Genomic DNA, 15,733 nt, shown 5'->3' on the forward strand with positions numbered 1-15,733 from the left:
CGGCGCGCGTATCGTGTGCGTATGACTCCCGAGGAACTGTCGGCCCGACTCGCCCGCGGCGACCCGACGGCGATTCTCGACGTGCGCGACCGCGACGAGTTCGAGGCGTGGCGCGTCGACGGCCCGGCCGTGACCGCGACCCAGATTCCGGCGATTCGCTTCACGCAGGCCGAGATTCGCGGGACGGTCTCCGAACTCGCGGCGGGGTTCGAAGACGCCCCTTCGCCCGTAGTCGTCGTCTGCGCGGAGGGCCGGTCGAGCGCGCACGTCGCCGAGTTGCTCTCCGAGGCCGGTGTCCCCGCGGAGAATCTCGAAACGGGAATGGACGGCTGGGCGCGCGTCTATCGCGCCCGCGAACTCCCCGTCGGAACCGCGGACGCGACGGTTCTCCAGTACGACCGCCCCTCCAGCGGCTGTCTCGCCTATCTCGTCGTCGCCGGCGACGAGGCGGTCGTCGTCGACCCGCTTCGGGCGTTCGCGGGGCGGTACGTCGAAGACGCCCGCGAGCGCGGCGCTGAGGTCGTCGCCGCCGTCGACACCCACGTCCACGCCGACCACGTCAGCGGCGTCAGCGCCGTCGCCGAGCGAACCGGCGCGACCGTCGTCCTCCCGGCGGGCGCGACAGACCGCGGCCTCGACTTCGACGCGCGACTCGTCGCGGACGGCGAGACCATCAGCGTCGGCGACGCGGAACTCGTCGCCGTCCACGCGCCGGGACACACGACCGAGATGACCGCGTTCCGCCTCGGCGACCTGCTCTTTGCGGGCGACAGCCTCTTCCTAGAGAGCGTCGCGCGCCCGGACCTCGAAGACGGCGACGAGGGCGCGCCCGACGCCGCGAGGCGACTCCACGCGACGCTCACGGAGCGGTACGGCGAGTTCACGGACGACACGCGGGTCGCGCCCGCACACTACGGCCCGCGGACAGTCCCGGACGAAAGCGGCGCGTACGTCGCGGAACTCGGGGCGCTCCGGGACCGACTCGGGGCGCTCTCGATGGACGAGGCGGCGTTCGTCTCGTTCGTCTGTTCGGACATGCCGCCGCGGCCGGCAAACTACGAGCGAATCATCGAGACGAACCTCGGTCGGGACTCGCTGTCGGACGAGGAGGCGTTCGAAGTCGAGTTGGGGCCGAACAACTGCGCGGCGACGAGCGAGGCGTGAGGCGCGGTCCGCGGGCCGAGCGAGTGCGTCGGTCCGACGCGTCGGGCCGACGCATCGGCTCGGTGACTCGGTGCGAAACGGAGAAACGCGGGCCGGCGCGCCGGCCCCGGAGAGTACCCGTCGTCAGTCGTCGTCGGCGGCGGTGCCGGCGGCCGCGGCGTCGCCTTCGATGCTCGGCGGGTAGACGCCGCGGTCGAGTTTGAGGTCGCTCTGCGGGCGGGCCATGCAGGTGAGGGCGAACCGCTCTGCCTCCTCGTCGGTCAGCCCGCGGGCGGCGGGCTGGGTGACGTCGCCTTCGAGAATCTCGGCGGAGCAGGCGAGGCACATCCCGACGCGGCAGGAGTACTCCTGTGCGATGCCCTCCTCGATACAGGCCTTGAGGATGGTCTGCTTGTCGGATACGGTGATGGTCTCGCCCGTGCCGACGAACTCGACGGTGTACTCGGTCATACCGCGGCGTATGAGCGACCGCACCAAAACTGTTTATCAAAGTCGCGGCGACCTCGTCGCCGACCGCGCGGTCGGAGCAGGCTGCCGAGCGAGTCGGGAACGCGCGACTCGCGCCCGAGTTCGGGCTACTCCGCGGCTTCGGCGTCCGCGTCCGCGCTCTCGTCAGCGTCGTCTTCTTCGTCCTCGTCGTCCAGCCGGATGGTGAGCACCGGGACCGGCGAGGTGCGGACGACGCGTTCGGTGACGCTCCCGAGGAGGTAGTGGCTCAGCCCCGTGCGCCCGTGGGTACCCATGACGACGAGGTCGATGTCGTGGTCGTCGATGTACTCCCGGATGGAGCGGTAGGCGGTCCCGGTGACGACCTCGGCCTGCACGTCGACACCGGCTTCCTCTGCGGCCTCGCCGACGTGTCGGGTCGCGGCGTCGCCCTCCCGTTCGAGGGCGTCGATGACCACGTCCGCGCCGGCGTCGAGCGAGGTGTAGATGCTGGTGTCGATGACGTACAGCGCGTGAATCCGCGCGTCGTACGTCGTCGCGAGGTCGAGGGCGTGGTCGATGGCGCGTTCGGCGGCCCTGCTTCCGTCGGTCGGGACGAGGATTTCGCTGTACATGATAAATTGTACTTAGTTCGGAACGCGGTTAATACTACTCCTCGTTCCCGTCGTCTCGGAACGACAGGATGGCCTCCTCGCACGCCCGCAGTCCGTCGATTCGCTCGGTCTCCTCGTCGAGTTCGACCGTCTCGACGACCGACCAGCCGGCGTCGTCCTCGTAGGCGGCGGCCTTGACCCACGCCTCGGTGGCGAAAAGCAGGCTGCGGGCGGGGCCGTCGTCCTCGACGGCGACGACGAGGTCGAACGCGTCGGCGCGGTTCAGAGACGTCAGCTCCTGCGGTTCGAGGGGGCGAGCGGGTAGCGACTCGATGAGCGACATATCCGAGTGCTACCGGTCGGCGGGGATGACGCTTTCGAAGGGGCGGGCCGCCGGCCTTCCAAGTCGTAACCTTTCTGCCGTCCGGCGCGCCACGTCATCCCATGATTCCCTCCCGCGTCGGGCGGCGACCCGACCGAACGACGCTCGCCGTCGTCGCGCTCGCCGCCGCGGCGCTCGTCGTCCGCCTCGTCGGACTCGGCGACCGGCCGCTCCACTGGGACGAGGCCCGCGTCGGCTACTGGAGCCTCCGGTCGCTCGAAACCGGCTTCTTCTCGTACCGCCCCGTCGCCGGCGGCCCGCTCGTCTATCACCTCTCGCGGCCGTCGCTCGCTCTCTTCGGCGCGACCGACTTCGCGCTCCGCCTCCCCTTCGCGCTGTTCGGCGCGGCCCTCCCGCTCGCGGCGCTCCTCTTCCGCGGCCGCCTCGCCGCCGACGAGACCGTCGGGTTCGCGGCCGTCCTCGCGGCGAACCCGATTCTCGTCTACTACGGCCGGTTCGCCCGCGGCGACGTGCTCGCGGTCGGCTTCGCGCTCGTCGCCTTCGGCTTCGCGGTCCGTCTCGTCGACGGCGCGGGGCGGCGCAACGCCTACGGACTCGCCGCGGCCGTCGCGCTCGCCGTCGCCTCGTCGGGGCTCGGCGTCGTCGCCCTCGGCTGTCTCGCCGTCGCCGGCCTCTTGGTGTTCGACCACGCGGCGCTTCTCCCGTCGGCGCGACCGGCCGCGATGCGCCTCGGCGAGTACGCCGCCCGACTCCGCGGCGCGGCGACCCCCGCGGCCCGCGCGCTCCTCGTTTTCGTCGGACTCTACGTCTTCGCGTTCGCCCCGCGGGCGGGCGACACCGACGGCGCGGGGCTCTACACGCCGGGGACGATTCTCGGCGCAATCGACGCGGCGCTGTTCGGCTCGGTCCGTCGCTTCGTCGGCGTCCGCGTCGTCGACCGCTACCCGGAGGGAACCCACGAGTATCTCCCGTACTTCGGCGACCTCCTCGGCGCGCTCGCGCTCGCGGCGCTCCCGGTCGTCCTCCTCGGCGCGGCGGTCTTCCTCGTCGACCGCTACACGGCCGGCGGGCCGCGTTCTGAGGTGTCGGCGGCGGTCTACTGGGCCGGCGCGTCGCTGGCGTTCGTCCCCATGCTGACCGAGGTGTCCGCGCCGTGGCTCGGCGTCTACGTCGTCGTCCCGCTCGCGCTCCCGGCGGGTATCGGCCTCGCGGCGCTCGTCCGCTGGGGTCGCAGCGCGTTCGACTCGCGGGACGTGCCCCGCGTCGCGGCCGCGGTCATCGTCCTGCTCGCGCTCGTCGCCCAGACCGGCGCGGTGGCGACGACCGAGGTGTACGGCCCGAGCGACCGCGACACCGAACTCGCGCACTTCGCACAGCCGTCCAGCGAGTTCTCGTCGTTCCGCGACAACCTTTCGGCGTGGGTCGGGCCGACCGACGACGAGGGGCCTGAGGTGCTCTACTACGGCAGTTCGATGTACGTCGCCGACGGCGCGGCCGACTATCCGCCGGTCCCCGACCCGTGGGGCGAACAGCTCCCGATGGCGTGGTACGTCGAGCGAATCGGCGCCGACTCGACGTCGGCGGCGACGCCCGAGGCGCTCGAATCTCGGTCGTCGGTTCCGCCGGTGGTCATCGCGCCCGCCGACGAGCGCGGGACGGTCGCGCCGCTCCTCGACGGCTACGTCGCACACCAGTACGACACCGGCCTCTGGGGCCGGCCGGTCGTGGTGTTCGTGAAAAACTAAAACTGCGTGTCGTCGACGTCGTCAGTCGGTGACGGTGAGCCGGGTCGCGGGTCGGGTCGGCGGGCCGACGCTCAGCGGAAGCCCATCGCTTCGATCTGTTCTTGGTAGCGGTTCCGGATGGTGACTTCCGTCACCTGCGCCACGTCCGCGACCTCGCGCTGGGTCTTCTTCTCGTTGCAGAGAAGCGACGCGGCGTAGATTGCGGCGGCGGCGAAGCCGGTCGGCGACTTCCCGGAGAGAAGCCCCTGCTCGGCGGACACGTCGATGATTTCGGTCGCCTTGGCCTGGACCTCCTCGGAGAGGTCGAGCGCGGAGGCGAACCGCGGGACGAACTGCTTGGGGTCGACGGGCTTGAGTTCGAGGCCGAGTTCCTGGGAGATGTAGCGGTACGTGCGACCGATTTCCTTCTGCGGGACGCGCGACACTTCCGCGACTTCGTCGAGCGAGCGCGGGATGCCTTCCTGACGGCAGGCGGCGTAGAGCGCCGAGGTGGCGACGCCCTCGATGGAGCGCCCCCGAATCAGGTCCTCGTTGAGCGCGCGGCGATAGATGACCGAGGCGACCTCGCGGACCGACCGCGGGACGCCGAGCGCCGAGGCCATGCGGTCGATTTCGCTGAGCGCGAACTGGAGGTTGCGCTCGCCGGCGTCTTTCGTGCGGATGCGCTCTTGCCACTTGCGCAGGCGGTGCATCTGCGACCGCTTCTCGGACGAAAGCGAGCGACCGTAGGCGTCTTTGTCCTTCCAGTCGATGGTCGTCGTCAGCCCCCGGTCGTGCATCGTCTCCGTGATAGGCGCACCGACGCGCGACTTCGACTGCCGCTCGGAGTGGTTGAACGCCCGCCACTCCGGGCCGCGGTCGATCTGTCGCTCGTCGAGGACGAGTCCGCAGTCGTCACACACCAGCTCCCCCTGGTCTGCGTCCGTGACGATCTGGTCAGAGCCACACTCCGGACAGTTGACTTGCTCGTCCTCTTGTGCCGTTGCCTCCTCCTCTCGTTGACGCTGCCGGCTCGGACGTTCCATTAAAAGGTTTCTGGTGGAGCGTGAATTTAAACCTTTGTAACAGAAATATGATACAGGCCGCTGTCTGGCGATTCGACGAGCTCGGATTCGGGCGACTCGGACGCAGCTACTTATACAGTTCCCTGACTAACGGTGAATCGAATGGTCAGACGTGCTACCGCGACACTCGTCGTCGTCGTTCTCGCGGTCCTCGCGGGCTGTCTCGGCGGGGGCGGCGCGGGGGCGGCGACGACGGTCGAATCGACCGCGACAGAGACGGCATCGCCGACGGCGCAGTCGGGGTCGCCGACGACCGCGGCCGCCGAAGGCGACGTGACAGTCGAGGTGGTCGACGTGGTCGACGGCGACACCATCAAGGTCGTCATGCCGGACGGCGCGCGCGAGACGGTTCGGCTCCTCGGCGTCGACACGCCGGAGGTCCACGCCGAGAACACGCCCGACGAGTTCGAGGGCGTCCCCGAGACCGAGGCCGGCCGGACCTGCCTCCGCACGGCGGGCGAGGACGCGAGCGCCTACGCGAAGTCCCGGCTCGCCGACCGGACGGTCGAGCTCCGATACGACGAGAAGGCGGGCGAGCGCGGCTACTACGGCCGGCTCCTCGCGTACGTCGTCGTCGACGGCGCGGAGTTCAACTACGACCTCATCACCGAGGGCCACGCCCGACTCTACGAGAGTTCGTTCGAGGAGCGCGAGCGCTACGAGCGCGCCGAGCGCGACGCCAGAGAGCGCGGGGTCGGCCTCTGGTCCTGCGCGACCGAGGGCGCGGCCGCGGGCGGCGCGGACGCGACCACCGACGACGGCCTCTCCGTCTCGGTCGTCGCCGACGCGCCCGGCAACGACAACGACAACCTGAACGAGGAGTACGTCACGCTCCGGAACGACGGCGACGACCCCGTCGACCTCTCGGGGTGGACCGTCTCCGACGCGGCGGGCGCGACCTACACGTTCGCCGAGGGGACCGAACTCGACCCCGGCGCGTCGCTGACGCTCCACACGGGCTCGGGAACCGACACCGATGAAGACGTCTACTGGGGTCGCGGCGGCGCGGTGTGGAACAACGGCGGCGACACGGTCACGATTCGGGACGCCGCCGGAACCGAAGTGCTCGCGTACGCGTACGAGTAGAGTCGCCGGCTCCGGGCGGAACCACCCCGCGGGGTCAGGGGGAATGGGGGCGGAGCGTGTGCCCCCACAAGCAGTACGGTACCAACGGACATTACTCTCTAGGCTGTCATGTCTGCGCGGCGAACCGCCCTGCCATCGGCGGATTCCACGCATAGGATTACTACTGGGCATTTACAAAGATATATACATAACCAAAGGAAATGTGTGTGCAACATGAGCACGCTCGAATCCTCGTCCGTCGAAGCCGGACTCGTCGCCGGCCGTCCCGCCGACCTGACTCCCGTCGTTCTCGACGCCGCGGGGCTGGAGTCGACCGCCCCGTCGCACCTCCGCGACCTGAAGGCCGGACTCGCCGAGGAGGGCTACCTCCCCGCCGAACTCACCGTCGAAGCCCGCTTCTGCGAGGACGACCCCCTCGCGGTGCAGTCGGAGTCCGACCGCCTCCGCGAGTACGTCCGCGCCGCCGCGTTCCTCGGCGTCGGGCGCGTCGCCGTCGACGTCGCGGAGTGCTGTCGCCCCGACGACGCCGAGTCCGCGCTCGCGGCGCTCGGCGAGCGCGCCCGGCGCGAGGGTGTCGCTTTTGAGCTTCGAGGTTCCATCGACGGCTGATGGCAACCAAGGCCGCGCTGGAGGCGCAGTTGGCGGTGGTCGCCGGCTTCGAGAACCCGAAGGTCTCGCTCGAACAGTACCCGACGCCGCCGGACCTCGCCGCGCATCTCGTCCACCTCGCGGACCTCCGCGGCGACATCGAGGGCGCGACGGTCCTCGATTTGGGCTCCGGAACCGGCATGCTCGGACTCGGCGCGGCGCTCCGCTCGCCCGCCCGCGTCGTCGGCGTCGAACTCGACGACGCGGCGCTCGAAACCGCGACGGACAACGCCCGCCGGGTCGGTGCGAGCGCCCCCATCGACTGGATTCGCGCCGACGCGACCCGCCTGCCGCTCTGTCTCCCCGACGACCGGCAGGTCACGGTGCTCATGAACCCACCGTTCGGCGCGCAGCGGGGCAACGAACACGCCGACCGCGCCTTCCTCGAATCGGTCGCGTCGGTCGCCGACGTGTCCTACTCGGTCCACAACGAGGGGAGCAAGGAGTTCGTCGAGTCGTTCGTCGCCGACGCGGGCGGCGACCTCACCGACGCCTTCCGGGCGACGTTCGACCTCGACCGCCAGTTCGACTTCCACGACGAGGACCGCCGACAGCTCGACGCCGAAGTGTTCAGAATCGAGTGGTGAGGCGACCGTGACCGCGCCGTCGTCAGCGCGCGCGTCGACCGCGGACCCAGACTAATTGTACGTCTCTTTTCGCGCGACTCGGACTTTCGTCCCCCGCGACTCGGCGAAGACGAACGACTTCTCGCGGACGAACCGGATGCCGTCGAGCGTCGTGCTCGCGTTCTCGGTCGGCATCGGTCCTCTGACGGTCCCGCTGTCCGACGACACCTGTATGTCGTAGCCCGTCGCCGTCGGCACGACCGAGATGTTCCGCCGGGCGACGACCGGTTCGGCTCGGACCGGCCCGGTCTCGTAGGCCAGTCGCGCCTCGCCGTCGGCGACGAGGAACACCCGGTAGGCGGTTCCCGCGCCCGAGACGACGTAGCCGTCGCGGACCGCCGTCACCTGGTCGCGCCAGCCGAGGCCGCCGAGCCTGACCGCCGACTCGCCGTCGAACGCCAGCCGACTCGTGGAGACGGCCGTCGTCCAGATACCGCGCCGCTCGCTTCTGACGATGACCCCGGAGGTGTTGGTCGTCGTCGACTCGCCGAACAGTTCGATGTCGAAGACGGCGGTCAGCCCGTTCGGCACGTCCTCGGCGTAGGTCACGTCGTAGTCCCTGACCGAGACGCTCTCGCCCGGCAGGTCGTCGCCGCTCGCGGTGAACGTGTTGTACAGCATCGCCGGCCCCGACAGGGCCGCGACGACGACGAGGAGAACGGCGAGGCCGGCCTGCCAGCGGCGGGCCGAAAACACCGAGTTGTCGGGCGCGTACTCGCGGAGCGGCTTGTCGGAGGCCGCGACGGTCAGCGCGACGATGGTCGCGAGCGCGACGACGAGCGCGAAGCCGACGGCGCGAAACAGCACGTAGGTCTCGCCGCCGCGGTACCAGTACACCGCCCACAGCGACTCGCTCACGGAAAACAGGAGGACGCCGGCGAAGCTCCGGAGGGCGGGCGGGTTCGACCCCTCGCGGCGGTGGCTGAGCCACACGCCGAGGAGGACGCCGAACAGGAAGCCGATGGCGTGGCCCTGAATGGCGATTTGGGACCACCACGGCGTCGAGAAGATGGGGCGGGCCGACGAGACGACTTCGGGCGACAGCATCGCGTTGTAAAACAGGCTGACGACGCGCCCGGAGACGAACGCCAAGATGGTCGCCAGCGGCCGGAAGACGAGCGCGAAGCCGGCGAACGCGAACACGACGCCGGAGAAGCCGACGACCGGGCCGAGCGCGAAGACGGAGGTCAGAAGCCCCACGCCGACGACGGCCGCGGGGAAGACGACGAGCGACCGGACGTAGGGGTTCTCGCGGGCCGACCCGAACGAGGTGGACCCGCGGCGCGTCGGGTAGTGTCCCCACGCGTACTCCGCGACCGGCGCGAGCGTGAGCGTGCCGACGAGGTTGCCGACGAGGTGGCCGGCGCTGGAGTGAGCGAACGCGGCGGTCAGCATCCCGGTCGGGTAGAAGTACGACCACGCCCGGAACGGGATGACGACGGGCCGGTACCACGACGACCAGCCGTCCTGCACGACGAGATAGACGAGGAGGACGCCGCCGACGCTGACGAGCGTTCCGAGCGGGAGGCCGAACAGGAAGCGCCGCCGGAGGGCCGCCGAGAGCCGAGTCGGTCTGTCGACGACGGCGAGCGCGACGGCGGCCGCGAGGAGCGCGAGGAGCGCGGCGAGTCGCTGGAACGGTATCCAGCCCGGTATCTCTAGCATTAGCTACCTGTGTCGTACGAATGGGTGATAAAGAAACCCGCGGAGAACTGCTTGAGAAGTGCTAGCGAGCGACACGAATCCGACGGCGGGAAGCGGCTCAGCGTCGGGCGGTCGGTCGCGGGGCGCGCTGCGGCGGACGGCCGCTCAGATTTTCCCTTCGGCGTCGTCGGCCAGTTCCTCCATGCGCTTGCCGACGCGGCCCGCGCTGGAGAACTCGTCGTCGCTCATCGCGGTCGCGAGGGCGTTCCCCAGCACGAACACGGCGTGTTTGTGCTCGCTTTTCGATTTGTGGACGTGGGAGGGCTCGACGGCGAGCTCGTCGTAGGGGTCGAACAGGCTCGAATCGACGTGGTCGCGGGCCGAGAAGTGGTCCTTGATGATAACCATCTGTTCGTGCAGCTCCAGCAGTTCGTCCTTGTGCATGAGCGTTGGTTAGGCGCGAGGGCGGTTTAAGCGTTATTGGGGGATACTGTCACTCGGCTCAGAAGACGTACTCGTCTTCGTGGCCCATCATTCCGTCGTCTTCGTACGCGCGGTCCTCGTCGGACATCGGACCGCTGGTCTTGTACGCGCGGATACCGGTCGACAGCAGGTCCTCGATGGCCTCGTCGCGGTTGACGAACTCGCCCTGTTCGACGAGTTGGACGATCTGCATCTCCAGGTGTTCCGGCACGGTAATCTCTACTTTGGGCATCTGAACGTCCGTCGCTTTGGAAGGGCCGTATATAACTCTACCGGGGGAATACTCGGGTTTTCCGAAGGTCGTTCCGGCGAACGCGAATCTCCGCTTACGTTCGGTTAGTGCGGCTGCCGCCCCGGTCGCCGACGGGTGTCCGGAGTCGTTAGTGATAGGTGCGTCGGGCCGAAGATTCGACCATGGCCAACGACGTGACCCACCTCTACGAGGAGTTCGGCGACGACCGACTCCCGCCGGGCCAACGCGAGACCCAGCGGTTTCCCGTGCTCTCCAAGAGCGGCACGCCCTCGTGGGACCCGGAGACGTGGTCGTTCGAGGCGTGGGGCGCGGTCGAGACCGAACTGGACCGCTCGTTCGACGAGTTCCGCGACCTCCCCTCCGAGACGCAGGTACAGGACTTCCACTGCGTCACCGGCTGGAGCAAGTTCGACTGCGAGTTCGAGGGCGTCACGTTCCCGACGCTCGCTGACGCGGTCGGCGTCGACGACGACGCGGTCCACGTGATGTTCCACGCCATGGACGGCTACACCACGAACCTGCCTCTCGACCAGTGCATGCGCGACGAGGTCATGTTCGTCTGGGGCTACGACGGCGAGGACCTGCCCGCCGACCACGGCGGCCCCCTCCGGGTCGTCACCCCGCACAAGTACGCCTACAAGGGCGCGAAGTGGGTCTCGGGCGTCGAGTTCCTCACCGAACCCGAACGCGGCTACTGGGAGAAACGCGGCTACTCGAACACGGCGAACCCGTGGAACGAAGAGCGGTACAGCTGAGCTGATTTTCCAGCGTTTTCGGCGGTCGCTTCGCGTCCGAGCCACCAGCGTTGTCGTTCGGTGGACGGATGTGCGCGTCCCGCTGTCTCCCCGGGGCGGCGCGCGGGACAGAAGGGAGAGTTTCAAGCGTCCCCGGTCCTGACCCACGGTCGATGGAACCGTTGCGGACAGACGAGGTGGGGGACCATCTCGTCAGCAGGTCGGTTCGACTGTCTGCGCCGCCCGTCTCGGCGTCGCTCGCGACGATGCGCCGCCCGCGGGCGCTGTGGACCGCCCCCGACGAGCCGACAGTCGTCGGCGGCGGCGTCGCCGTGGCCGTCGAGGCCGACGGCCCCGAGCGACTCGCGCGCGTCCGCGAGACGGCCACGTCGCTGTTCGACGGCGCTGACGTTGACGCCCCCGACGCCGCCCGCCCGCGATTCTTCGGCGGCCTCGCCTTCCACGAGGAGGCGACCGGCCGCGACCCGTGGGCCGACTTCCCGGCCGCGCGCTTCGTCGTCCCCGAGGTGCAGGTCGCCTTCGACGGCGACGACGCGTGGCTCACGGTCACCGCCGTCGGCGCGGACGCCGACCCCGAGGGCGTCGGCGACCGACTCGACGAGGTCCGCGAGACGCTCGAATCGCTCGACGACGCTCCCCCCGAGGGACCGCCGGGCGTCTCGAACCGCCACCGGACGACCTCGGTCGAGGCGTGGCACGAGAGCGTCGACGCCGCGGTCTCTCGCATCCGCGCCGGCGACCTTCAGAAGGTCGTCCTCGCGCAGGCGCTCGAAGTCGAACTCGACCGCCCCGCCGCCGCGCCCGACCTGCTCGCCCGCCTCGGTCGGACGTACCCCGACTGCCACCGCTTCCTCGTCGAACCGAACGGCGGGGCGAGTTTCCTCGGCGCGACGCCCGAGCGACTCGTCTCGCTCCGCGGCCGCGAGGTCGAGACCGGCGCGCTCGCCGGGACGACCGGCCGCGGCGACACCGACGACGAAGACGAGTGGCTGGCGAACGAACTGCTCGGAAGCGAGAAGGACAACCACGAACACGAACTCGTCGCGGAGACGATTCGGGAACAGCTCGCCCCGCTTTCGGCCGAGATTCGCGTCGGCGACCGCGGGATTCGGAAGCTGGCGACCGTCCAGCACCTCTGGACGCCCATCGACGCGACGCTCGAACGCGACGAACACGTCCTTTCTCTCGTGGACGCGCTCCACCCGACGCCCGCGGTCGGCGGCCTCCCGCCGGAGGCCGCCCTCGACGTGATTCGAGACACCGAACCGTTCGACCGCGGCTGGTACGCCGCGCCGGTCGGCTGGTTCGACGCCGACGGCGACGGCAGTTTCGCGGTCGCCCTCCGCTCGGCCATCGTCGAGGAGACGCTGGCGACGCTCTTTGCGGGCGTCGGCCTCGTCGCCGACTCCGACCCCGACGCGGAGTGGGACGAGGTGCAACTGAAGTACCGACCCATCCTCGACGAACTCGAACGCGACGACTGAGTTCGAGGCTGGCGACCGACGCCGACGACCGACTCCGACTCGATTCACCCCGATTTGACGACCCAGACGAGATGACAGCACCGAACCGAAACGCCCTCTGGGCACGGACCTTCGCCGACGAACTGGCACGCACCGGCATCGACGCGGTGTGCATCGCACCCGGCAGTCGCTCGACGCCCCTCACGGAGGCGTTCGACCGCCACGACGACATCGAGACGTTCTCGCACCTCGACGAGCGCTCGGCGGCCTACTTCGCGCTCGGCCGCGCCCGGCGCACGGGCGAGGTGACGCCCGTTCTCTGCACCTCGGGCACCGCCGCGGCCAACTTCCACCCCGCCGTCATCGAGGCGTCGCAGGCCCGCGTGCCGATGCTCGTCCTCACGGCCGACCGACCGCCGGAACTCCGCGACAGCGGGGCCAATCAGACTATCGACCAGGAGAAGCTCTACGGCGACGCCGTCCGCTGGTACAAGGACATGCCCGAACCGGAGGCCACCGACAGGAAACTCCGGAGCCTCCGAACCACCGCCGGCCGCGCGGTCTCCGAGGCAACCGGCGTCGACGCCGGTCCCGTCCACCTCAACTTCCCCTTCAGAAAGCCGCTCGAACCGACGTACGTCGAGGGCGACGTGCCCGCCGACCTCGACCCCGAGGCGCTCGACGGCCGGAGCGGGAGCCGACCCTACGTCAAGACGACCGCGGGCGCGCCGGAACTCTCCGAGGACCACCTCCGAAAGCTCGCCGACGACCTCGCGGTCGACCGCGGACTCATCGTCGCCGGTCCCGCCGACCCGCCCGGATTCAACGCCGAGGCCGTCGCCGCGTTCGCCCACGCGACCGGCTTCCCCGTCGTCGCTGACCCGCTTTCGGGACTCCGCTTCGGCGGCCACACCCGGACGACGACCGTCCTCGGCGGCTACGACGCCTACCTCGACGAGCGCGTCACCGCCGACTGGCCCGACCCCGAAGTCGTCGTCCGCATCGGCGCGTCGCCGACCTCGAAGGCGCTCCGGAAGTACCTCGCGCGCACCGACGCCCGGCAGTACCTCGTCGACCCGACGGGCCGCTGGCGCGAGGCCGAGTTCGGGGCGACCGACCTCGTTGAGGCCGAGCCCTCGGTACTCGCGTGGCGGCTCTCGCAACTCATCCGCAACCGCCCCGACGAGGCGTGGAACGCGCTGTGGTCCGACGCGGAAGACGCCTACTGGAGCCTCGTCGACGACGAGACCGACGCCTTCGAGGGCCGGCTCGCGGCCGACGTGGCCGACCTCGCGCCCGAGCCCGCGACGCTGTTCGTCTCGAACTCCATGCCCGTCCGCGACCTCGACCGCTTCGCGCGACCCTCGACGAAGTCCCGCACGGTCCTCGGGAACCGCGGCGCGTCCGGCATCGACGGTATCGTCTCCTCGGCGCTCGGAGCCGGCTCCGCGGCGACCGACCATCTGACGCTCCTGACCGGCGACCTCGCGTACTACCACGACATGAACGGCCTGCTCGCGCTCGGCCGCCTCGGGGTGGACGCGACCATCGTCCTCGTCAACAACGACGGCGGCGGCATCTTCCACATGCTCCCCATCGAGGGGTACGAGCCGCCCTTCACGGACCAGTTCAAGACGCCCCACGGTCTCGACTTCGCGGCCACGGAGGACCTCTACGACCTCTCGTTCGCGTCGGTCGACCCGGACGACTTCCGCGACGCCTACGCCGAGTCGGTCGCCACCGACGGCACCGACGTCATCGAGGTCCGGACCGACGCCGAGTCCTCTCACCGCGTGCGCGAGCGCATCGCCGAGCGCGCCAGAGAGCGACTGTCCGACTAACCGAACCAGTCGACCGACTGACTTTTCTCCCGCGCTCCGAATCGTGGCGACATGCCCTCCGAACTCTTCCGCCAGTACCGCGGCAGCGTCTACGCCGTCGCCGGGTTCCTCGGCGTTCTCGCGTTCGCCTACGCGACCGTCGTCGCGTACGAACCCCTCGCCGGGGTCTTCGCCGGCGGGACCGTCGTCTTCGGCGTGGTGCTTCTCTCGGACCTCGCCGAGCGCGGCTATCCCCCGGCGCTCGGCCGCTACTGGACGCTCGCGCTCGTCGCGGTCGTGGTCGCCTTTCCCGTCCTCTGGTTCGTCGTCCAGCGGCCCCTGACGGGCCTCGGCCTCGCGCCGCTCGTCGCCGTGGTCGCTTGGGGGCTCGCGCGGTTCAAAGCCGGCGGCTACCCCGAGTCGATGGGCCGCCGCCGGTCGCTCGCGACCGCGTTCGTCGGGACGGGGCTCGTCGCCTACGGCTCCGTGGCCGGAACGACCGCCTTTCTCGTCGGCATCGCGGCCGCGGTACTCGTCGGACTGGCGTCGTGGCTGACGAGTCCGCGCGGCCCGCTTCGAGACTGACTGACCCACTCACTCCGCGTCGGAAGCGTCGGCCGAGACAGCTGACTTCGCCCACGGCCCGACGAGCCGCCCGGCCGCCCAGTAACAGCCGGCGTCGAGGACGACCGACAGGCCGCCGATGACTCCGCCGACGACGCTCGCGGCCGCGACGCCGATGAGCGCGATGAACGCCAGCGAGAGGAGCGGGGCTCCGTTCAGAACCGCGCCGACGAGGACCACTCCGAGGAGGAACGCCGCCCCGATGAGCGCGCCCGCCGCGAACCCGCGGAGGACGAGTCGCCAGAGTCCGCGGAGACCGTTCCGCAGGTCGGCCAGCCCGCCGTCAGCCAGCGCCCGCCGGGTCGCGGCCGCGGTGAGGAGCCACAGGTAGGCGAAGACGGCGACGCCGGGGAGCGTCCCGAAGTTGGCGAGTTCGCCTTCGAGCGCGCCGCTCGCGTGCGCCGCGACGAGTCCGACGAGGCTCAGGGCGACGAGGTTGAACGACGAGACGACCCACGCCTCGAAGCGGCCGGCGGCGGCCTCAGCCATGGGCCAACACCTCCGCGAGCGCGACGAGGACGAGGAGCGCGGCGGCGGTCGCGCCGTAGCTCTTCGCGAGGAGCGAGCGCCCGGCACCCGCCGGATGGTCTCGTCGGACCCTGAGCGCGACGAGCGTCCGGACGAACGACCCGAGGACGAACGCGGTCACCGCGAGGAGCTTCACCGTCAGTATCGTTCCCCAGCGGCCGGACGGGCCGGGCGGACCGAGCGCGCCGAGGTTGCCGACGCCGGTGACGACCATCGCGCCCATCGCCGCCCAGAAGACCCACTCGTAGGTGGTCGCGAGAGGCGACGGGTCGCCGACGGCCCCGGCCGAGCTATCTGCTCTCTTGCTCCCGGAACCGGGCGCTCTGAGCGTCGCCCACGCGAACACTGCGCCACCGAAGACGAGCGCCATCCCGACGATGTGAACGAATCTGACGAGGAGGCTGGTCGCGGCCGACATACGCGAGAGTAGTTCGTCGGCTGACAAAT

Annotated in this window: 18 protein-coding genes; 9 read left to right on the forward strand and 9 right to left on the reverse strand. The window is 70.1% G+C overall.

The window, feature by feature from the left end:
• Nucleotides 1-21 precede the first annotated feature (21 nt).
• Nucleotides 22-1,164 (forward strand): MBL fold metallo-hydrolase, encoded by a 1,143-nt coding sequence (locus C454_RS14965; RefSeq protein WP_004977023.1) that lies wholly within the window; start codon nt 22-24, stop codon nt 1,162-1,164.
• Between the two features lie 123 nt (nt 1,165-1,287).
• Here the strand turns inward: C454_RS14965 and C454_RS14970 are convergent, their stop codons facing one another.
• From C454_RS14970 to C454_RS14980, 3 genes are all read right to left on the reverse strand, one after another.
• A complete protein-coding gene (locus C454_RS14970; RefSeq protein WP_004969999.1) occupies nt 1,288-1,614 on the reverse strand; it encodes a 2Fe-2S iron-sulfur cluster-binding protein in 327 nt (108 codons plus the stop codon).
• Between the two features lie 125 nt (nt 1,615-1,739).
• Entirely contained in the window at nt 1,740-2,225 is a 486-nt protein-coding gene (locus C454_RS14975) for a universal stress protein (RefSeq protein ID WP_004977024.1), read from the reverse strand.
• A 34-nt stretch (nt 2,226-2,259) separates the two neighbouring features.
• On the reverse strand, nt 2,260-2,547 hold the full coding sequence (locus tag C454_RS14980; RefSeq protein ID WP_004977025.1) for a hypothetical protein: 288 nt from the start codon (nt 2,545-2,547) through the stop codon (nt 2,260-2,262).
• A 101-nt stretch (nt 2,548-2,648) separates the two neighbouring features.
• On the opposite strand from C454_RS14980, the gene C454_RS14985 reads away from it, so the two are divergent.
• Nucleotides 2,649-4,292: a flippase activity-associated protein Agl23 gene (locus tag C454_RS14985; protein WP_004977026.1), complete on the forward strand. Its 1,644-nt coding sequence runs from the start codon at nt 2,649-2,651 to the stop codon at nt 4,290-4,292.
• Between the two features lie 71 nt (nt 4,293-4,363).
• On the opposite strand, the gene C454_RS14990 is transcribed toward C454_RS14985, so the two are convergent.
• Complete coding sequence (locus C454_RS14990) at nt 4,364-5,317, reverse strand: transcription initiation factor IIB (RefSeq protein ID WP_004043457.1); 954 nt, start codon at nt 5,315-5,317, stop codon at nt 4,364-4,366.
• Nucleotides 5,318-5,458: 141 nt separating this feature from the next.
• Here C454_RS14990 and C454_RS14995 point away from each other — a divergent pair, with 141 nt between their 5' ends.
• The 3 genes from C454_RS14995 (at nt 5,459) to C454_RS15005 (ending at nt 7,677) form a co-directional block, all read left to right on the forward strand.
• A complete protein-coding gene (locus C454_RS14995) occupies nt 5,459-6,442 on the forward strand; it encodes a lamin tail domain-containing protein (protein ID WP_004977027.1) in 984 nt (327 codons plus the stop codon).
• 213 nt (nt 6,443-6,655) lie between these two features.
• On the forward strand, nt 6,656-7,051 hold the full coding sequence (locus C454_RS15000; RefSeq protein ID WP_004977028.1) for a hypothetical protein: 396 nt from the start codon (nt 6,656-6,658) through the stop codon (nt 7,049-7,051).
• Entirely contained in the window at nt 7,051-7,677 is a 627-nt protein-coding gene (locus C454_RS15005; protein WP_004977029.1) for an METTL5 family protein, read from the forward strand. The genes C454_RS15000 and C454_RS15005 overlap by 1 nt, the downstream gene beginning before the upstream one ends.
• A 51-nt stretch (nt 7,678-7,728) precedes the next feature.
• Here C454_RS15005 and C454_RS15010 read toward each other — a convergent pair whose 3' ends face one another.
• The 3 genes from C454_RS15010 to C454_RS15020 all read right to left on the reverse strand — a co-directional run bounded on the left by C454_RS15010 (nt 7,729) and on the right by C454_RS15020 (nt 10,075).
• On the reverse strand, nt 7,729-9,381 hold the full coding sequence (locus tag C454_RS15010; protein WP_004977031.1) for a rhomboid family intramembrane serine protease: 1,653 nt from the start codon (nt 9,379-9,381) through the stop codon (nt 7,729-7,731).
• Nucleotides 9,382-9,525: 144 nt separating this feature from the next.
• A complete protein-coding gene (locus tag C454_RS15015) occupies nt 9,526-9,804 on the reverse strand; it encodes a UPF0058 family protein (protein WP_004977032.1) in 279 nt (92 codons plus the stop codon).
• A gap of 58 nt (nt 9,805-9,862) precedes the next feature.
• Nucleotides 9,863-10,075 (reverse strand): ribbon-helix-helix domain-containing protein, encoded by a 213-nt coding sequence (locus C454_RS15020; protein WP_004043463.1) that lies wholly within the window; start codon nt 10,073-10,075, stop codon nt 9,863-9,865.
• 182 nt (nt 10,076-10,257) lie between these two features.
• On the opposite strand from C454_RS15020, the gene C454_RS15025 reads away from it, so the two are divergent.
• The 4 genes from C454_RS15025 to C454_RS15040 all read left to right on the forward strand — a co-directional run bounded on the left by C454_RS15025 (nt 10,258) and on the right by C454_RS15040 (nt 14,719).
• A complete protein-coding gene (locus C454_RS15025; RefSeq protein ID WP_004977033.1) occupies nt 10,258-10,851 on the forward strand; it encodes a sulfite oxidase-like oxidoreductase in 594 nt (197 codons plus the stop codon).
• A gap of 152 nt (nt 10,852-11,003) precedes the next feature.
• On the forward strand, nt 11,004-12,335 hold the full coding sequence (locus C454_RS15030) for an isochorismate synthase (protein ID WP_004977034.1): 1,332 nt from the start codon (nt 11,004-11,006) through the stop codon (nt 12,333-12,335).
• A gap of 71 nt (nt 12,336-12,406) precedes the next feature.
• Nucleotides 12,407-14,155: a 2-succinyl-5-enolpyruvyl-6-hydroxy-3-cyclohexene-1-carboxylic-acid synthase gene (gene menD, locus C454_RS15035; protein ID WP_004977035.1), complete on the forward strand. Its 1,749-nt coding sequence runs from the start codon at nt 12,407-12,409 to the stop codon at nt 14,153-14,155.
• 51 nt (nt 14,156-14,206) lie between these two features.
• On the forward strand, nt 14,207-14,719 hold the full coding sequence (locus C454_RS15040; RefSeq protein WP_004977036.1) for a hypothetical protein: 513 nt from the start codon (nt 14,207-14,209) through the stop codon (nt 14,717-14,719).
• 9 nt (nt 14,720-14,728) lie between these two features.
• On the opposite strand, the gene C454_RS15045 is transcribed toward C454_RS15040, so the two are convergent.
• Both C454_RS15045 and C454_RS15050 read right to left on the reverse strand, forming a co-directional pair.
• Nucleotides 14,729-15,247 (reverse strand): hypothetical protein, encoded by a 519-nt coding sequence (locus tag C454_RS15045; RefSeq protein WP_004977037.1) that lies wholly within the window; start codon nt 15,245-15,247, stop codon nt 14,729-14,731.
• Nucleotides 15,240-15,704, reverse strand: coding sequence for a hypothetical protein (locus C454_RS15050; RefSeq protein WP_004977038.1), 465 nt, complete (start codon nt 15,702-15,704; stop codon nt 15,240-15,242). The genes C454_RS15045 and C454_RS15050 overlap by 8 nt, the downstream gene beginning before the upstream one ends.
• Nucleotides 15,705-15,733 lie beyond the last annotated feature (29 nt).

This window comes from Haloferax gibbonsii ATCC 33959, assembly GCF_000336775.1.
Taxonomy (GTDB): Archaea; Halobacteriota; Halobacteria; order Halobacteriales; family Haloferacaceae; genus Haloferax; species Haloferax gibbonsii.